The organism is Cloacibacterium caeni, from assembly GCF_907163125.1.
GTDB lineage: Bacteria > Bacteroidota > Bacteroidia > Flavobacteriales > Weeksellaceae > Cloacibacterium > Cloacibacterium caeni_B.
Map to the genome: position 1 here is coordinate 623973 of NZ_OU015319.1, position 16089 is coordinate 640061.

Below are 16089 nucleotides of genomic sequence, written 5' to 3' on the forward strand. Positions count from 1 at the left end.
TTGAAAAAACTATTTCCATTTTATAAACAGCCAGACGCTAAAGATTGTGGGCCAACCTGTCTCCGTATTATTTCAAAATATTATGGAAAATCTATTCCTTTACAGCAAATTCGCGTTATTACTGAGACAACAAGAGAAGGTAGTAGCTTATTAGGGTTAAGTGATGCAGCAGAAAAATTAGGTTTCAAAAGTTTGGGGGTGCAGATTAATTTCAAAACCTTATTTGAAGAGGTTCCATTACCCTGCGTAGTTCATTGGAATAAGAAACATTTTGTTGTAGTTTATAAAATTGATAAATCAGAAAATGTATATGTTTCAGACCCAAGTTTTGGCTTATTGACCTATACTAAAGCGGAATTTATCAAACACTGGATTGGTAATAATTCTAATGAAAATACGGAGGAAGGTATTGCTCTTTTATTTGAAACTACATCTTCTTTCTTCAAAAATGATTTTGATGAACTTGAAAATAAGGCAAACTTTTCTTTCCTTTCCAAATACCTTTTTAAATATAAACCCTTAGTAATTCAACTTTCGGTTGGTTTATTTATAGGAAGTATAATGTCGTTAATCTTTCCTTTTCTAACCCAAAGCATTATAGATATTGGTATACAAAATCAGGATATTAATTTCATCTATTTGGTTTTGTTAGCGCAGTTAATGCTTTTTTTTGGGAAAATTGGAATAGAAATTATTAGAGGTTGGATTTTTCTTCACCTTTCCACAAGAATTAGTATTTCTATTATTTCAGATTTCTTTATCAAATTAATGAAGCTTCCCATTAGTTTTTTCGATACCAGAATGACGGGGGACATTATGCAGAGAATTAATGATCACCATAGAATAGAACAACTTCTTACCAATTCTTCTCTCAATACTTTATTTTCGTTAGTTAATCTGATTATTTTCAGCATTGTTTTACTGTTTTATGATTACAGACTATTTCTAGTTTATTTGATTGGAGCGGTTTTCTATATTATCTGGATTACCTTTTTTCTTAATAAAAGAAAAGAATTAGACTATAAAAGATTTTCGCAGGTTTCCCAAGAGCAAAGTAAAGTGATTGAACTTATCAATGGTATGCAGGAAATCAAAATGCATAATGCCGAAAAACAAAAACGTTGGGGTTGGGAATTTTTGCAAGTCAAGTTGTTTAAATTAAGAATAAAATCACTTTCATTAGAACAATGGCAATCAGTTGGGGGAAGTTTTATTAATCAAATGAAAGATATTCTAGTCAGTTTTCTATCTGCGAAATTAGTTTTAAGTGGAAATTTGACTTTAGGAATGATGCTTTCAGTTCAATATATAATTGGTCAATTAAACAGTCCTCTAATGCAGCTGATTGATTTTATAAAGCAATACCAAGATGCATCTATTTCACTGGAAAGGCTTGCAGAAATTCACGATAAAGAAGATGAAGAAAATACTGAGGAACATTATGCTTCTGAAATCCCTAAAAAAGATATTGAAATCGAAAATGTTTCTTTTAGATATATTGGTTCTGACCAATTTGTTTTTGAAAATTTAAACCTCACAATTCCTCATCAAAAAACCACAGCAATCGTGGGAGCTAGTGGAAGTGGTAAAACTACTCTACTCAAATTATTAATGAAATTTTATGAGCCTAATAAAGGCGAAATAAAAATAGGAAACACCAATATCAAAAACATTTCTCCTAGATTTTGGCGAGAACATTGTGGTGTTGTTATGCAAGATGGTTATGTTTTCAATGACACAATAGCTGAAAATATTGCTGTCGGGGAAGATTACATTGATAAACAAAAACTTAGAAAAGCAGTGGAAATTGCAAACATCAAAGATTTTATTGAAGAATTACCGTTAAGTTATAACACTAAAATAGGTAATGAAGGAATCGGAATAAGTGGTGGACAAAAACAAAGACTTTTCATTGCTCGAGCAGTATATAAATCTCCAGAATATATTTTTTTTGATGAAGCTACTTCTGCTTTAGATGCCAATAATGAAAGAATCATTATGGAAAATCTAGAAAAATTTTTCAAAGGCAAGACCGCTATTGTAATTGCACATAGACTTTCTACCGTAAAACATGCAGATAAAATTATTGTTTTAGACAAAGGCAAAGTAGTAGAAGAAGGAAATCATAAAGAGCTTGTAGCACTTAGAGGAGAATATTACAGATTAGTAAAAAATCAATTAGAACTTGGAAACTAAAAAAGACATATTAGACAATTTAGAACTACGTTCAGAAAGCGTACAAGACATTCTTACAAGACCACCACATTGGATGATTCGTTGGGGGAATACTATTATTTTTGGATGTTTAACAATGGTTTTATTAATGAGCTATTTCATAAAATATCCAGAGTTTGTACCAGCTCCAATTATAGTAACCTCCCAAAATCCGCCTGAAAAGCTATTGTCAAGGACAAATTCTAAAATTGAAAAAATATTTATTAAAGATCATCAAGAAGTTAAAAAAGGTGATGTTTTAATGATTTTACAATCAACAGCCAACTATAGTGATGTATTAAAACTCAAAAAAATTGTTGATTCTATTTCGCCTAATCAAATATTCAATTTTCCATTAAGTGAAACTTCAAAATTCAAATTAGGAGATTTACAAAGCGACTATAATTCTTTTGCAAAAGCTTTTCAGGATGAAAGATTGTTTTCAAGACTAAAACCTTATGCTCCAGAAGATATTGCAACTAGCCAAAGTCTATCAGAAAGTAGAGGAAGAATTGCCACATTACAACAACAATTGAATTTAGAAAATGCTAAATTTGATTTAACCAAGAAAAATTATGAACGTTCTCAACAACTCTTTAATCAAGGAGTAATTGCTAAGATGGAATTGGAAAATGAAAGAATAAAATATCTTCAAGCCCAACAAAATGTAAAAAGTATAATGCTTTCAATTTCTCAATTAGAAGAGTCTCTTAATAATTTAAATAAAACAAAAAGTGGTGTCGCAATAAATTCTGAAAAGGATAAAATCAATTATTCTTCTCAAACTCTACAACTTTTTGAACAATTGAGAAAATCTTTGAAGCAATGGGAACAAAACTATTTGATTATTTCTTCAACAAATGGAACGGTGAGTTTTCAGCAATTTTTGGGAGAAAACCAATTTGTAAAAACAGATGAAGCAATACTATCTATTTTACCAACAAATAAAGAAGCTCTAGTAGGCAGAATGTCTATTCCATCTATAAATTCTGGAAAAGTAATTTCAGGACAAAAAGTTCTTATAAAACTCGATAACTATCGCTACCAAGAATTTGGTATTGTAGAAGGTAGAGTTCAAAATATCTCTCTAACTCCAGATGATAATGGCAATTATTATGTTGATGTTATTTTACCTAAAGGATTGAAAACTTCTTATAATAAAACTCTTACTTTTGACAAAGAACTAAAAGGCAATGCAGAAATTGTAACCCAAGATTTAAGATTAATTGAGCGTTTCTTCTATCAAATTAGAAAATTATTGGGGTATCAATCATAATATGAATTACTAATCTTTAAAAATCAAATCAGCTCATGGTAGAGCCTGCTTACAAAACCTGTTTAAAATTTACCCAGCTGTTATAAAAATAAGAATAAATTCTATACAGGTTATTATTTTAACTATCATAAATTAAGCATTTTTTATTACTCAACCCGCACAAAAAAGACACAGATTTTTCCTGTACATGAGTAATAAAGTTACAAACAGCTACTTGTGTAAAAATGTTATGGGGAGCTTCATCAAACTTCACTCTGAATAAAAAAGAAGCATTCTATTTCTAAACCTCTATATATTTTATACAGTTATAACAAAAACCTGCGTAACTTCTACATGTCTTATTTATATACCTGCATATAAAATACACAGGCTCAAAATATTTTATTCAGAATTTTTCCTTTCAAAGCAATAAATTTCTAAAACATCTCATTATCAATACCAAATAAGCTTTTTCAGAGCTCTGAAAATGATTATCTTTTATTTGGCAAGATGTGTCTTTGTACCCACAAACTTTTCAAGTTTTGAGCCCAAAGACTCTCTTGCCTTTTTTGGAAAAGGAATGAAAAGCTACGGAACTTGCTTTTTTTATTAACAAATTGGATTTAATTTTCCAGATTAGTCCAAAATATTCTTTTTTAATCTTTAGAGAATCCAGATTAATCCAAACTATTCTTATTTAGCCCAAGCCCTTTGAATACTATTGTTTTAAAGATTTTTACCGCTCAATTTTGCTTCAGAATTTTAATCAAAAAGAGATGAAAAAATCGAGCTATCTTTTATTCGTATTATCTACAACTTTAATTTACGGACAAGTTGGGATTAACACCCAAACTCCAGAGACTACTTTAGAAGTTGTAGGAAAACCAAATGATATTAGTCATTATGATGGAATTATTCCACCACGTATTACCGGAAATCAATTAGCAGCCAAAACGTATTCATCTGCTAAACAAGGAGCAGTGGTTTATGCAACATCTCCTCCTTCAAATTTGGCAGGTCAGGTCAAAAATATTACCGAAGCAGCCCCTTATTATTTTGACGGAACCTTATGGCAGTCTTTTTCAAAAGAGATAGCTCCTATTGAGTACTATATCGTGTTAACATTAGATTCAAACAGCACAGCTGGACTAACAGCAACTTCGGTATGGTCTGCACCAGTGAACTATTGGGGAAATACCAATACCTATCTGACCGCCTCAAAATCCTATACCATCGGAACCAAGAATTTCGGAGGATTAAAGGGAGCTATAACATTCAGAAAAATTCAAGGTATTGTCAATGTTCATTTTCAAATATACAGATCGTCTGATTCTGCCCCCATCACTGGAGATGCATTCATTAGCATTGCTAATATATACAGCGATATAGGCTATATTCCAAATCAGATTGCTCTGCTACATACCGAAAATTCTACGCAGTATTTTCCTGCCTTACTCGAAAATTATGCCATACAATTTCCGCAGACATCTTTAAATGCAATGTCCAACTCTTACTACACTTATGGAGAAGTACAGGGATACTCCAACTGGAGGAAACCTTATTTGCCATAGAAAATAGCTACAAGGAGTTTGATAAAAAATGGAAAAAAGAGACTATATAAAAATTAGGATATCCAAAACAAGAAAACAACACTGGAAAAAAATTTGCAAAGAAAAAAACATCACCCTAACCAACTTAATCATCGCATCAGTTGAGAACAGAATTCTAGAAGATGAGAGAAAAAAGATATTGACGTTCATTGAAAAACAAGATAACATTTTCATAAAAATTGAGACCAACATCAATCAGATTGCCAGAATTGCAAACGCTCAAAAATTTATCAGCAGTAAGGAATTAAATTATTTCCAAAGCCAACTGAAAAACATTACTGAACTGAAAGAAAAGCAAAACGAAATTTTCATAAAAATCTACTCCTTAATTGCTAATGATAGTTAAGATTTTAGGTTCAGCAAGTTCCAATTTTCACGGAGTACAGTATAACGATAAAAAAGTAGAAAAAGGAACTGGTGAGTTGATGCTGATGAAAAATTTTCCTTCTTTCATTGATGAAAACAGCAGTCAGGAAGAAGTTAGGAATTACCTCAAATCTATTTCAAAAAACGAGAAAGTAAAGAAGCCACAATTCCATGCAGTGATTTCAACAAAATTTCAACAGCATAGCAAAGAAGAATTGACAAAAGTTGCGGAAGATTTTATGCAGGAAATGGGTTACGGAAACCAACCGTTCATCGTAGTTTTTCACAACGACACCGAAAATAACCACGTACATATTGTTTCCACGAGAGTAGATAAATCGACCAGGAAAAAGCTCAACGACAGTTACGAGAGACTGAAAGCCCAAAAAGCACTGGCTGACACATTGGAAAAACGCTACGGAATAAGTTCCGAGGAAAAATTGGAAAAACTATTGAACTACCAAATTAGTTCACTTAAACAATTAGAAATATTACTTGAAAGAAATGGCTTTAAGCTCACAAAAAACACAAATGATGAAAATGCTTTGGGTATTCTAAAAAATGGAGTTCGAGAGAAAACGATTTATGGAAATCAACTCAATATTAGCAACCCTAAAAATGACAATAGAGCAAAGCAAATCAAGGCGATTTTGAATAAATATAAAGAGGTGTATTCTAACAAGGTTTTCAAAGTGGAAGACCGAAGATATTTAGAAAAATTGCTTCCTGAAGAAAAGCAAAAGGAAAATTGGAAGCCAAAGATTGAATTTGAAAGCGAGCTTCAGAAAAAGCTCAGAGACGTATTCGGTATAGATGTAATTTTTCATCATAAAGACGAACTCCACCCTTTTGGTTATACTTTAATTGACCATAAAACAGAAACAATTTATAAAGGAAGTGATATTCTGAAAATGAATGATTTGTTTGACTTCACTTCTGAAGTAATGGACAAGAAACTATTTGAAAGCTTAAAGGATTACAACCTATTGGATAAAGCATCAAAACAAGTATTGATGGAATATCTGAAACACCAGAATCCAGAAAATGTACCCAAAGAGTTTATGCTTTTTGAGAACAAGAAAAGAAAAAACAAAGAAGTATTCAATTCGGTGAAAAATGAGTTAAGAAATTATCTCAAAACACAAAACAATGATCATGTTAAAATTATAAAATCAGAAGAAGGAATCTATTATGCAGTCGACGCAAAACTGCATTATGTAGGAGAACTTCAATCATTAATTGGAGAAAAAGAATATCAAAAATTTCTAAATCCAAATCAAGCCAGTGAAACCAGAACAGTAAACCAAACTGAAAGTAATGATACTAAAGAATTATCAAAAGCAATAAATGAAATGTTGTTTGAATGGACAAAACATTCAGGAACATCTAAAGATCCTTCGGAAGAAGAACTCAAAAAAAGAAAAAAAAGAAAGAAATTATGATTATCACATTTGCCACGCAAAAAGGCGGAACAGGAAAAACGACACTTGCCATTGCATTTGCCAATTACATTTCTGGACTATCAGAAAGGAAAATCAAGGTATATGATTTCGATTTTCAAAAATCCTTCTACTACAAATGGAAAGAAGACGAGCAGTCAGACCTTCCAAAATTGTATGAGGTAGAAACCATTGGTGAAGATGATGAACAACCATTTTCCGATTTTGAAACACTCATTAATCTAAAAGAAAGTGAAGAGATTAACCTCTTTGATTTGGCAGGAACACTCGACCAGAAATACAGTGACTTGCTGATTTACAGCGATTTTATCATCATTCCTTTTGAATATTCCGATGTGTCAGTAAAATCAACTTTGGTATTTAAAAATCTGTTAGGCTTATTAGAAAGCGAAGCTGAACGAATCTTTATTCGCTCCAAATATGATAAAGGTTACAAATACCCCAACCAAAAGGAAATGGATGAAGAAATCACAAAATATGGAATACTTATCGAAAACCCTGTACTCAAAAGAAACTGCCTTCAAACCATAGATACCAGAAATCTCACCTACGAACAAAAATACGCTGTAAAAAAGCCTTTTAATGAAATTATTGACCTAATAAACAGCATTTTAAAAATAACTCTTTAAATAAAAACAAATGTTAAAATACTCACTTATCCTTCTAGGAGCTTATCTCCTGTACTATGCTGGAAACATAGTTTATGACCTATTTCTGAAAAAAGAGAAAACCCTACATACCGATGCTACAGAAGAATTTTCACTTGCTGATTTTGCAGAGTCAGAGAACCTTCCTCCAAGTTCAGTAGGAATTGAAGATGTAGAAAATATTCGTACTCCAAAATCTTTTTTGAAAACTGAAATTCCGACAGCTCAAGTTCAAAACACTTTTGAAGAAAACCCCGATTTGGAAGAATTAAGAAGAAGATTTGAATCCGAACAAGATATTGATGGTTTTGATAACGACGACGAACCAGTAAAAAATACAACTGAAAATACAGAAGTTGTTCAATCAAAAAATAACGAAAATTATCAAAACCAGATTCAAGAAGAACAAGCTTCATCCATTCAAAAATCAAACAGAAACAAATGGCATCAATTGCTCAATCTGGCAGAAACCAGTGTGCAGATGATTTCCCATAATGACGGATATAAGATATATCATTCCATTATGTAATCCTTATCCATAAAAATAATTAACAACTTAATAAACAACGCATTAAAAATCCGTTGCTGGGTATTTTTTGCTTTAAACTTAAAAATCAATTCAATATTAACCTTTAAAAAACCTTATTTATTATGAATCAAAAATTCAAAAAAAACCAAATGATGAAAAAAGTATTCACTGCTTTCATTTTACTTTTAGCCATTACTCCAGCCTTTGCACAAGGAGGTGCAACAGCCATCTCCAATGCAGCAAGTGACATCAAAGATTATTGGGATCCGATTAAACTGATTTTGAAAGCAGTCGGCGGATTGGTGGGTTTCATTGGTGGTCTTCGAGTGTACAACAAATGGACGAATGGCGACCAGGATGTGAACAAAGAAATTCTCGGTTATGGAGGAGCAATGATTTTCCTCATTGTAGTTCCGGAGTTTGTCACCGCATTCTTTGCCTAATATGGGATTCTATCTTTACAAGGGGCTTAAAAAACCCATTGTATTCTTCGGACTTAAAGGGAAATACATTTTTTATGCAGTTGGTGTTATAGGTAGCGGAGTCATTGCCGCATTAGTATTATCCAAATTCGGTTTACTCGGTTCACTTTTAGGATTGGCAGTTACTGCAGGAGGTGTTTATCTCATCTTCAAAAGGCAGGACAAGTACGGTTTGTATGACAAAACTAAAAATTTCAATCAGATATTCATTTTTCCAAAAAGATTTAACAACAAAAGACTTTTGCAACATGGCAACAACAAAAAAACAAGCATTTGATATTCCATTTATCGGCTACGATTATGGGAAAGACTTCAATTGGGATTTCGATGTACTTTTTGGTCAATTTGGAAACCCAATTATTGGGATTAAAATAAAAAATATGGTCGAACAATATTCAGCCGATCCCGATAAATACCTGAATTTCCATACGGTTTTAAATCAAGCTGTATCGATTATTGGAGAAGGAAGAATTGTTCAGAAACTCGATATTTTTTCAAAAAAGAAATATACCGCAGAACCATCTAACCAGTTTCTTCAGCAAAAATATTCAGAGCATTTTGATGGACGACTTTTCAAAACCATTGAAACGGTATTGCTGTTTACGGATATTGTTCAAGATAAAACAAAGAAAAAAGCAGGCCGAACTTCGGCATTTTCAGAAAAAAACTACAAAGAACTTCGTGATAAATGTCAGAAAGTATTTATGCTTCTAAAGCAAGAAAATTGTGAACCCCAGTTTTTATTTGAAAAAGATTTTGAATATTATATTTCAGGAGTTTTGTCGATGAAATTTTCAGAGGTTCCAACATTTGATAATATCAAAAGCACCAACGAGTATTTACAAATCGGAAATCGTTTTGTGAAAAACATTTCTTACGTCGATGTTGAAAACATTGATTTACCTTCGGAAATTGAACCTTACTCTATTCTTGGAGGAAACGGTGCCGCAGCAGAAACGGCGGTTGATAATTTTACTTTCATCAACGAGCTGGAAGATTACGAAACGATTGTTTATAATCAAATTATTACCATTCCGCCACAGGCACAACAGCAAAGGGAACTCGACAAAAAGAAGAAAAAGCACGAAGGAGCCGCCAACAACTCGCCGTCCAATGCCATTATTGCAGAGGAAATTCAAACCCTACTTCATAATATCGCTATTGATGGACAACTCGTTGTGAATGCACATTTTTCGATTTTGTTTTCCGCAGAAACCTTAGAAAAAATGGAGGGGACACAGTCCCTGGTAGAGAATAAGCTGTTTACAAAAGGTATCATTGTTTCCAAAAATGCTTACAACCAGTTGGAACTCTTTCGCTCTGCCATTCCAGGAAATGCAACAGAATTGAGAGAGTACGATTTATTTATGACGACAAGCGAAGCGGCCTTGTGTTTTTTTTTTAAAGAAAGTTACCCCGTGAACGAAGAATCGAATTTTTATTTACGATTTACCGACAGACAAGGCGTTCCGCTGAAAGTTGACCCTTCAGATTCACCGATGAAAACTGGAAGGATTAATAACAGAAACAAGTTTGTTCTGGGACCTTCGGGCTCGGGGAAATCATTCCTGATGAATAATATTATCGAACAATATCTCACCTACAATTATGATGTGGTCATTGTGGATACAGGAGATTCCTATTCAGGAACCTGTAAATATAAGGGAGGAAGATATATTCAGTACACCGAAGAAAAACCCATTACCATGAATCCCTTTCTGATGAATAAAGAAGAGTTCAATATTGAAAAAATTGAGTTTTTAACCAATTTAATATTCTTGATTTGGCAAGGTCCCGATGCGATGATGTCATCCGCACAAAAATCCATATTGGACAATGTGTTGATGTCTTATTATCACCAGTATTTCAATTCGGGAACTCCGTGGTATGAGAATAAAACTTCGGAAGAGCTCATTCTCTATTTAAGCAAATATAATATTCACGAAGAAGATCTATTTACAGAATATGAGAATGAAGCTAAAGGAAAACGCAATTATTATGATATTCTAGGAATTGCATTCGATGCTAAGTCTGATGAGATCAAGGAAGCCTTCCGAAGATTGGCTATCGAATATCATCCCGATAAAAACCTGAACAATCCCGATTATGACAGCGAAAAATTTTACAAAGTCTATGAGGCTTATGAAACCTTAAATGACGAAGAAAAGCGAAAAATTTATAACGAAACACAATTGATTCTTATCAAATCTAATGAAATCATTAGACAACCTAAATCTGCAGAAGAATGGAACGAATCCTTTAGAAAAGCCATCATCAAAAAAATTAAGGAACTCGAAGAAAAGTTAGTAGCAAAAGAACTTTCTTTCAATGGATTCTATGAGTATTGCGACCGGTTCCTACCGGTTTACTTAAACAATAAAAAGCACAAAATCAACGAAAAAGAATTCAACCTGCGTACTTTTTTATTTGTTCTGAAAGACTTTTATAAAGGCGGAAGATATGGAACCACCTTAAATAATAAAGCAGACGAGAGTTTATTTGATGAACCATTCATTGTTTTTGAAATAGACAATGTAAAAGATAATCCGAAGCTTTTTCCAATTGTAACGCTCATTATTATGGATACGTTTATTCAGAAAATGAGATTGAGAAAAGACCGCAGGAAAGCCTTGATTATTGAAGAAGCGTGGAAAGCCATTGCCAGTAAACTGATGGGAGGATATATTCTGTATCTCTACAAAACGGTAAGGAAATTTTGGGGAGAAGCGGTTGTTGTTACTCAGGAACTGGATGATATTATTGGCAATGCAGTGGTAAAAGATTCCATCATCAACAATTCTGATACTTTCATATTGTTAGATCAAACCAAATTCAAGGACAATTTTGACCGCATAGCGGCTTTACTCTCTTTAAATAAGGTGGAACAGAATAAGATTTTCACCATCAATAATTTGAACAACAAATTCGGCAGAAGTCGTTTTAAAGAATTTTACTTGAAAAGAGGTTCTAAAGGAGAAGTCTATGGAAATGAAGTTTCATTGGAGCAATATTTAACCTATACAACTGAAAAACCCGAGAAGTCCGCTGTCGAATATTATGTACAGAAGTATGGTAACTACGATGAAGCCTTACGCAAAATCGTTGATGATTTAAAAATCTTTGGAGATAGCCTTGAAAATATGGTGTCTCTAGTCAATCTGTACCAAAACCCCCTAGACGATAAAATAAATTCTTTTTACAAAAGGATGAAGAAAAAACACAAAGGAAAAAATGTGTTCAAAATTATTTTACAAGAATTAGAAAACCAAAACATCAGTTTTTCAGAATTAATCAACCAAAAACAAGAGCTATATGGAAAAGTATAAGCCCCTAAATCCCCAAAGGGGACTTTTCCTATCGCAAGATTTAAGAGTAAGAATTTTCCTGCTTCTTTTCCCCCTTTGGGGGATAGGGGGCTTCGCTCAAAACACTTACATCGACCCGACTGTAACGGCTGCTATGATTCTATATTCAGAAAATTTAAAAGCCAAACAGAATGAAGTCATTGACGAAACCTCCAAATTGAAAGATGCACAAGCATGGGTAGGAACTCAAATGGTAGTAGCCAATGAAATTCAAAATAAAATATTGAAAGGATTAAAAGAAGTTTCAGGAACCTTACAAAACGGAATTCAGGTAAAAGAAATTTATTCTGAATTGAATAAATGTTATACCTATTCCTCTCAAGTGGTACAATTAGCATCACAACATCCTCAATATGCAATTTTCGGTGTGAAGGCTTCGCAGAAAACATACGAGCAAAGTCTAAAAATTGTTACCGATGTTTCTGATATTTTGGCATCAGGCGAACTCAATTTGGCGACCGCAGGAGACCGTTACAAAATCCTACACAACATTTCCGAGAATGTAAAAAATTTAAAACTGTGGTTACTGGCAATCAAGTTACGATTGGAAAAAGCCAACCGATTAGGATTCTGGAACTCCATTAATCCATTTGCTGGCTACATCAATACCGATAAAGGCATTGTAGAAAATATAATGAATAAGTATAAGCGAAATTTTTAAGAATCATATGATGAAAAAGATTTTCCAAATCCTGTTAATTCCTACAATCTATCTTGTCATTACTTCTTCCAGTGGTGGTTCTACGCCAGCTTGGCAAAAAGAAAATGTATCATTTCCCATGATGAACATCGAAATTAATGCCACGATGAAAGAACACAATCGACAAAAAGAAATGAGGCAAAAGCAAACAGCCAATGCTACCATAGAAACCACCAATAGAACTCAATGGGACAACTTTAAAGATAAGGTAACCAAAGTTCAAGACAGATTGAGGATTGTGTCATTTGCTATTCAGGCAATTCCTACGGGAATAGCAATGAGTAGAGAAGTTAATAAAATCAATCAAAACCAGACAGACATTATCAATGAAATCAATTCAGCTCCTTATTCCATTATTGCAGTATTGCCTTCCCAAGTAAAGTTTGTAGATGATCTGCAAATGGTAACGAGGTTAATCATGGGAATAGTAATTTCATATGGAGCCATCAACCAGATGGAAAAATCAGAACGCAAAATTTTATTGGATTACGCATTGGGAGAAGTCAAAACATTAAGCAGAAACTCTACGCATATGCTTTTAAAAGTTAGAGATATCAAAGCCAAAGTATTACGCAACAAAAGAGCTTTCCAATATTATGTGAACAGAGATAAGCAAGTGGTGGAAAGCATCATGAAAAATATTAAATCTTTTTAAAATGAAGAAAATAGTGATTTTTGGATTATTGACATTTTTTGGAATTTTAATCAAAAGCCAACAGATAGTATTCAATGACAAGCTTTTTGCGCAAATGACAAAAGATCATGCGGTAAGATTGGCAAGCGAACAAACATTTTTAAGTTCCTATGAAAAGCAAAAACAACTGTATGATGATATTAAAAACAAAACCGCACAAATAATTGCCATTCAGGAATACATTTACCAGCAGCTCAAAAATGTCAATTCAGCGCTTACTCAAAGCAAAAAACTGATGTATCTCTATCAGTATTTAGGAAAGGTTGTGACCAACTCCAACAGAATGCTGGATTTATCAGCACAACATCCTGAATATGCTGTTTTGGTTTCCAAATATTATGTAGAAATAGGAAATCAAACGATGAAACTTAAACAAGAAGTTTCGCAGGAGATTCTGAATGAAAATAAAGATTTCTTGATGAATGCCAGTGATAGAGAAATGCTCATCGAAAAAGTATTTACAAGAGTAAGAAACATCAATGGGAACATTCTCTATATCATTTTAAGATTAGAGAATGCCAAGAAAATCCCTTATCTGTATCAAGTTCCCAAGCTTCGGAACTATATCAATATCGACAGAGCAATTGTGGGAGATATTATCACAAAATATAAATACATCTTTAATTAATAACAAATAGATAAATAGATGAAAAATGTAGTTAAAAAAGGAAAATTTGTCCTCTTACTATTTATTGCAACTTCAGCATTTGGACAAAGTATAAAGAAATTGAACGATCCCTCCATTGTAGCCCAACACAAAAGAATGACTTTTGAAAGCTGGGGAGATTGGCGACCTTATCCAAAATACTTTTTAGGCATTCAGACCAATTTTGCCTATGCCACAGTTTGGGGAATGTGGGCGCCGAGCATTAACAGAGATTACAAAAATGGCAAAGACATTCGACCATTAAAACCAAACGGAGAACAAAATTTAAGATTAGCCCAGTTAAAACTTCAGGAAGAAGAAGCGAAAAAAATTAAAGCAGTTTCAGACACCATTTACAAAAGAAGTGTTCAGGATTTTGCGCATTGGACTTCTGCAACCGTTGATGCTGATCCATTGTGGTTGTTGTATTACAAACGAATGCTAAAACCGATTACCGAGTTTCCCAACACCCCTCAAAATTTTATAGAATGGAGACTGAAAGATCAGCAAACATATGAAACGCTCAATACCACAGGCACATTAAAAAGATGGCAGGAAGAATTGGATCTTATTAAAGAAAAATATGCCATGTCCCGAAGTATGGATATGCCCAGAGGAAAACGGTTCATCATGTATCATGAAACACTCATCAAATGGAGAAATTTCGTACAAGAATTAAAGAAGTACAATGACAGGACTACACTTCTATTAGATTATAAAAATATTCTGAAAAATCATTTATCCACTGCTTTACCCAACCAATGGACACCTGCTTCAGATAAACAAATTGTCCAAAGTACGATGCAACAATATAAACACCGATTTTAGAAATGAATAAAAAATTCACCTTATTATTTTGTCTTTTGGCAATAGTATTGCCAATTATGGGATTTTCCCAAACAGACGGCGATTACAGCAATCTGCTCCAGTTTTTAAAAGGCGATGGTGCTTTTGAAAAATGGTTTATGGAAGTCTTTACCAAGCTGGACAATAGTGTGCAAGATAGCGCACAAGGTTCAGCTTTGGTAGGAAAAGCGATTGGAGGATTAGGAGCTTTGATGTATCTCGGATATATGGGTTGGCAAATGGCAGCTGGGGACAGAGAATGGGAAATCACACCCATGCTAAAACCAATTCTGATTGGATTTACACTTGTGTATTGGACAGGATTTGTCAATCTGATTCAAGCTCCTTTTGAAGCCATTGCCCAACCTGGAATTGTCATCTTCAGTGACATCGAATCTGAAGTCAATGATTTACGAGTGCAAAGATTCAAAAAGCAGCAACAACTATTAGATGCTGTTATCAAACTCAATGCGGAAGAAGATGCAAAACAGGAAGTCATCAATAATACCAGTCAAAACGCCGATGATTCTTGGTTTGATGTAAGTGAGGGATTGGATAAATTAATTCAGCCCATCAAAGAATGGCAGATCAGAATGCAATTTCAGATGCAAAAATTAGTCGCCGAAGTCATTGAATTTGTCTGCCTTTCCATCTTGAGAATTTGTGTGTATCTCATTTTCTTTATCCAAAAAATTTGGGCATACATTCTAATTATTTTAGGACCTATCGCAGTTGGAATGGCATTAGTTCCAGGATTTGAAAATTCCTTGTACAGCTGGGTATCCAAATTTATCAATATCAATCTCTACACTTTTGTAGCATATACCATTATCAATATCGGACAGCAACTCATTGCTTCTGGCTATACCATGGAAATAGAACGATACGACACCCTTCTATCCAATGGTACCATCATCAATTTGGATGCTTTAATGGTCTATGTAAGTAATTCCGGGATGATTTACAACCAACTCTTTACTTGCGTTGCCTATATCGTTACAGGAATTGGAGTTCTGATGACACCCACCATTGCTGACACCATTGTTACTGCAGGAGGAGCTGGAGCGATGACCAAAATGAAAAGTGCTGTAGGAAAAATGACGAGCAGTGCCAAAACAGCAATATTAACTGCAAAAACAGGAGGAGCTTCTACAGTCGCAGCAGCAACAAAATCCGTAGCAGCAGGTTCTGCATCGGGAAGAGTTCAGGAAGCAATGAAAAACAGAAAATAAATGTAATCATCAATTACAAATTACTGACAACCTTCAACCGACA

15 protein-coding genes are annotated in these 16089 nt (G+C 33.6%); all 15 read left to right on the forward strand.

Features of this window, described 5'->3' with window-relative positions:
• The 15 genes from KKQ79_RS02910 to KKQ79_RS02980 all read left to right on the forward strand — a co-directional run bounded on the left by KKQ79_RS02910 (nt 1) and on the right by KKQ79_RS02980 (nt 16046).
• Nucleotides 1-2196 (forward strand): peptidase domain-containing ABC transporter, encoded by a 2196-nt coding sequence (locus KKQ79_RS02910; protein ID WP_213188903.1) that lies wholly within the window; start codon nt 1-3, stop codon nt 2194-2196.
• Nucleotides 2186-3490 (forward strand): HlyD family secretion protein, encoded by a 1305-nt coding sequence (locus KKQ79_RS02915; RefSeq protein WP_213188904.1) that lies wholly within the window; start codon nt 2186-2188, stop codon nt 3488-3490. The genes KKQ79_RS02910 and KKQ79_RS02915 overlap by 11 nt, the downstream gene beginning before the upstream one ends.
• 755 nt (nt 3491-4245) lie before the next feature.
• Nucleotides 4246-5040 carry a hypothetical protein gene (locus tag KKQ79_RS02920; protein ID WP_213188905.1) on the forward strand — a complete coding sequence of 265 codons (795 nt, stop codon included), beginning with the start codon at nt 4246-4248 and terminating at the stop codon, nt 5038-5040.
• Nucleotides 5041-5068: 28 nt separating this feature from the next.
• Nucleotides 5069-5425 (forward strand): hypothetical protein, encoded by a 357-nt coding sequence (locus tag KKQ79_RS02925; protein ID WP_213188906.1) that lies wholly within the window; start codon nt 5069-5071, stop codon nt 5423-5425.
• Nucleotides 5415-6887 carry a relaxase/mobilization nuclease domain-containing protein gene (locus tag KKQ79_RS02930; protein WP_213188907.1) on the forward strand — a complete coding sequence of 491 codons (1473 nt, stop codon included), beginning with the start codon at nt 5415-5417 and terminating at the stop codon, nt 6885-6887. Before KKQ79_RS02925 ends, KKQ79_RS02930 begins: the two co-directional genes overlap by 11 nt.
• On the forward strand, nt 6884-7534 hold the full coding sequence (locus KKQ79_RS02935) for a ParA family protein (protein ID WP_213188908.1): 651 nt from the start codon (nt 6884-6886) through the stop codon (nt 7532-7534). Before KKQ79_RS02930 ends, KKQ79_RS02935 begins: the two co-directional genes overlap by 4 nt.
• Nucleotides 7535-7544: 10 nt before the next feature.
• On the forward strand, nt 7545-8081 hold the full coding sequence (locus tag KKQ79_RS02940) for a hypothetical protein (RefSeq protein ID WP_213188909.1): 537 nt from the start codon (nt 7545-7547) through the stop codon (nt 8079-8081).
• Nucleotides 8082-8230: 149 nt separating this feature from the next.
• A complete protein-coding gene (locus tag KKQ79_RS02945) occupies nt 8231-8524 on the forward strand; it encodes a DUF4134 domain-containing protein (protein ID WP_317615415.1) in 294 nt (97 codons plus the stop codon).
• Nucleotide 8525: 1 nt separating this feature from the next.
• Nucleotides 8526-8840: a DUF4133 domain-containing protein gene (locus tag KKQ79_RS02950; RefSeq protein WP_213188910.1), complete on the forward strand. Its 315-nt coding sequence runs from the start codon at nt 8526-8528 to the stop codon at nt 8838-8840.
• The gene (locus tag KKQ79_RS02955) at nt 8812-11889 is read left to right on the forward strand and encodes a TraG family conjugative transposon ATPase (protein ID WP_213188911.1); all 3078 of its coding nucleotides are present in this window, start codon (nt 8812-8814) and stop codon (nt 11887-11889) included. The genes KKQ79_RS02950 and KKQ79_RS02955 overlap by 29 nt, the downstream gene beginning before the upstream one ends.
• The gene (locus tag KKQ79_RS02960; RefSeq protein ID WP_250131178.1) at nt 11876-12589 is read left to right on the forward strand and encodes a hypothetical protein; all 714 of its coding nucleotides are present in this window, start codon (nt 11876-11878) and stop codon (nt 12587-12589) included. The genes KKQ79_RS02955 and KKQ79_RS02960 overlap by 14 nt, the downstream gene beginning before the upstream one ends.
• A 7-nt stretch (nt 12590-12596) precedes the next feature.
• Nucleotides 12597-13283 carry a hypothetical protein gene (locus tag KKQ79_RS02965; RefSeq protein ID WP_250131179.1) on the forward strand — a complete coding sequence of 229 codons (687 nt, stop codon included), beginning with the start codon at nt 12597-12599 and terminating at the stop codon, nt 13281-13283.
• A 1-nt stretch (nt 13284) separates the two neighbouring features.
• Complete coding sequence (locus tag KKQ79_RS02970) at nt 13285-13950, forward strand: hypothetical protein (protein WP_213188912.1); 666 nt, start codon at nt 13285-13287, stop codon at nt 13948-13950.
• Nucleotides 13951-13968: 18 nt separating this feature from the next.
• Nucleotides 13969-14796: a hypothetical protein gene (locus KKQ79_RS02975; RefSeq protein ID WP_213188913.1), complete on the forward strand. Its 828-nt coding sequence runs from the start codon at nt 13969-13971 to the stop codon at nt 14794-14796.
• A gap of 2 nt (nt 14797-14798) precedes the next feature.
• Nucleotides 14799-16046, forward strand: coding sequence for a TraJ family protein (locus KKQ79_RS02980; protein WP_213188914.1), 1248 nt, complete (start codon nt 14799-14801; stop codon nt 16044-16046).
• The last annotated feature ends 43 nt before the right edge of the window (nt 16047-16089 follow it).

Excerpts from the sequence above, each read along its gene's own strand:
- KKQ79_RS02920 (WP_213188905.1), top strand. The coding sequence starts at position 4,246 with ATGAAAAAATCGAGCTATCTTTTATTCGTATTATCTACAACTTTAATT.
- KKQ79_RS02925 (WP_213188906.1), top strand. The coding sequence starts at position 5,069 with ATGGAAAAAAGAGACTATATAAAAATTAGGATATCCAAAACAAGAAAA.
- KKQ79_RS02930 (WP_213188907.1), top strand. The coding sequence starts at position 5,415 with ATGATAGTTAAGATTTTAGGTTCAGCAAGTTCCAATTTTCACGGAGTA.
- KKQ79_RS02935 (WP_213188908.1), top strand. The coding sequence starts at position 6,884 with ATGATTATCACATTTGCCACGCAAAAAGGCGGAACAGGAAAAACGACA.
- KKQ79_RS02940 (WP_213188909.1), top strand. The coding sequence starts at position 7,545 with ATGTTAAAATACTCACTTATCCTTCTAGGAGCTTATCTCCTGTACTAT.
- KKQ79_RS02945 (WP_317615415.1), top strand. The coding sequence starts at position 8,231 with ATGATGAAAAAAGTATTCACTGCTTTCATTTTACTTTTAGCCATTACT.
- KKQ79_RS02950 (WP_213188910.1), top strand. The coding sequence starts at position 8,526 with ATGGGATTCTATCTTTACAAGGGGCTTAAAAAACCCATTGTATTCTTC.
- KKQ79_RS02955 (WP_213188911.1), top strand. The coding sequence starts at position 8,812 with ATGGCAACAACAAAAAAACAAGCATTTGATATTCCATTTATCGGCTAC.
- KKQ79_RS02960 (WP_250131178.1), top strand. The coding sequence starts at position 11,876 with ATGGAAAAGTATAAGCCCCTAAATCCCCAAAGGGGACTTTTCCTATCG.
- KKQ79_RS02965 (WP_250131179.1), top strand. The coding sequence starts at position 12,597 with ATGATGAAAAAGATTTTCCAAATCCTGTTAATTCCTACAATCTATCTT.
- KKQ79_RS02970 (WP_213188912.1), top strand. The coding sequence starts at position 13,285 with ATGAAGAAAATAGTGATTTTTGGATTATTGACATTTTTTGGAATTTTA.
- KKQ79_RS02975 (WP_213188913.1), top strand. The coding sequence starts at position 13,969 with ATGAAAAATGTAGTTAAAAAAGGAAAATTTGTCCTCTTACTATTTATT.
- KKQ79_RS02980 (WP_213188914.1), top strand. The coding sequence starts at position 14,799 with ATGAATAAAAAATTCACCTTATTATTTTGTCTTTTGGCAATAGTATTG.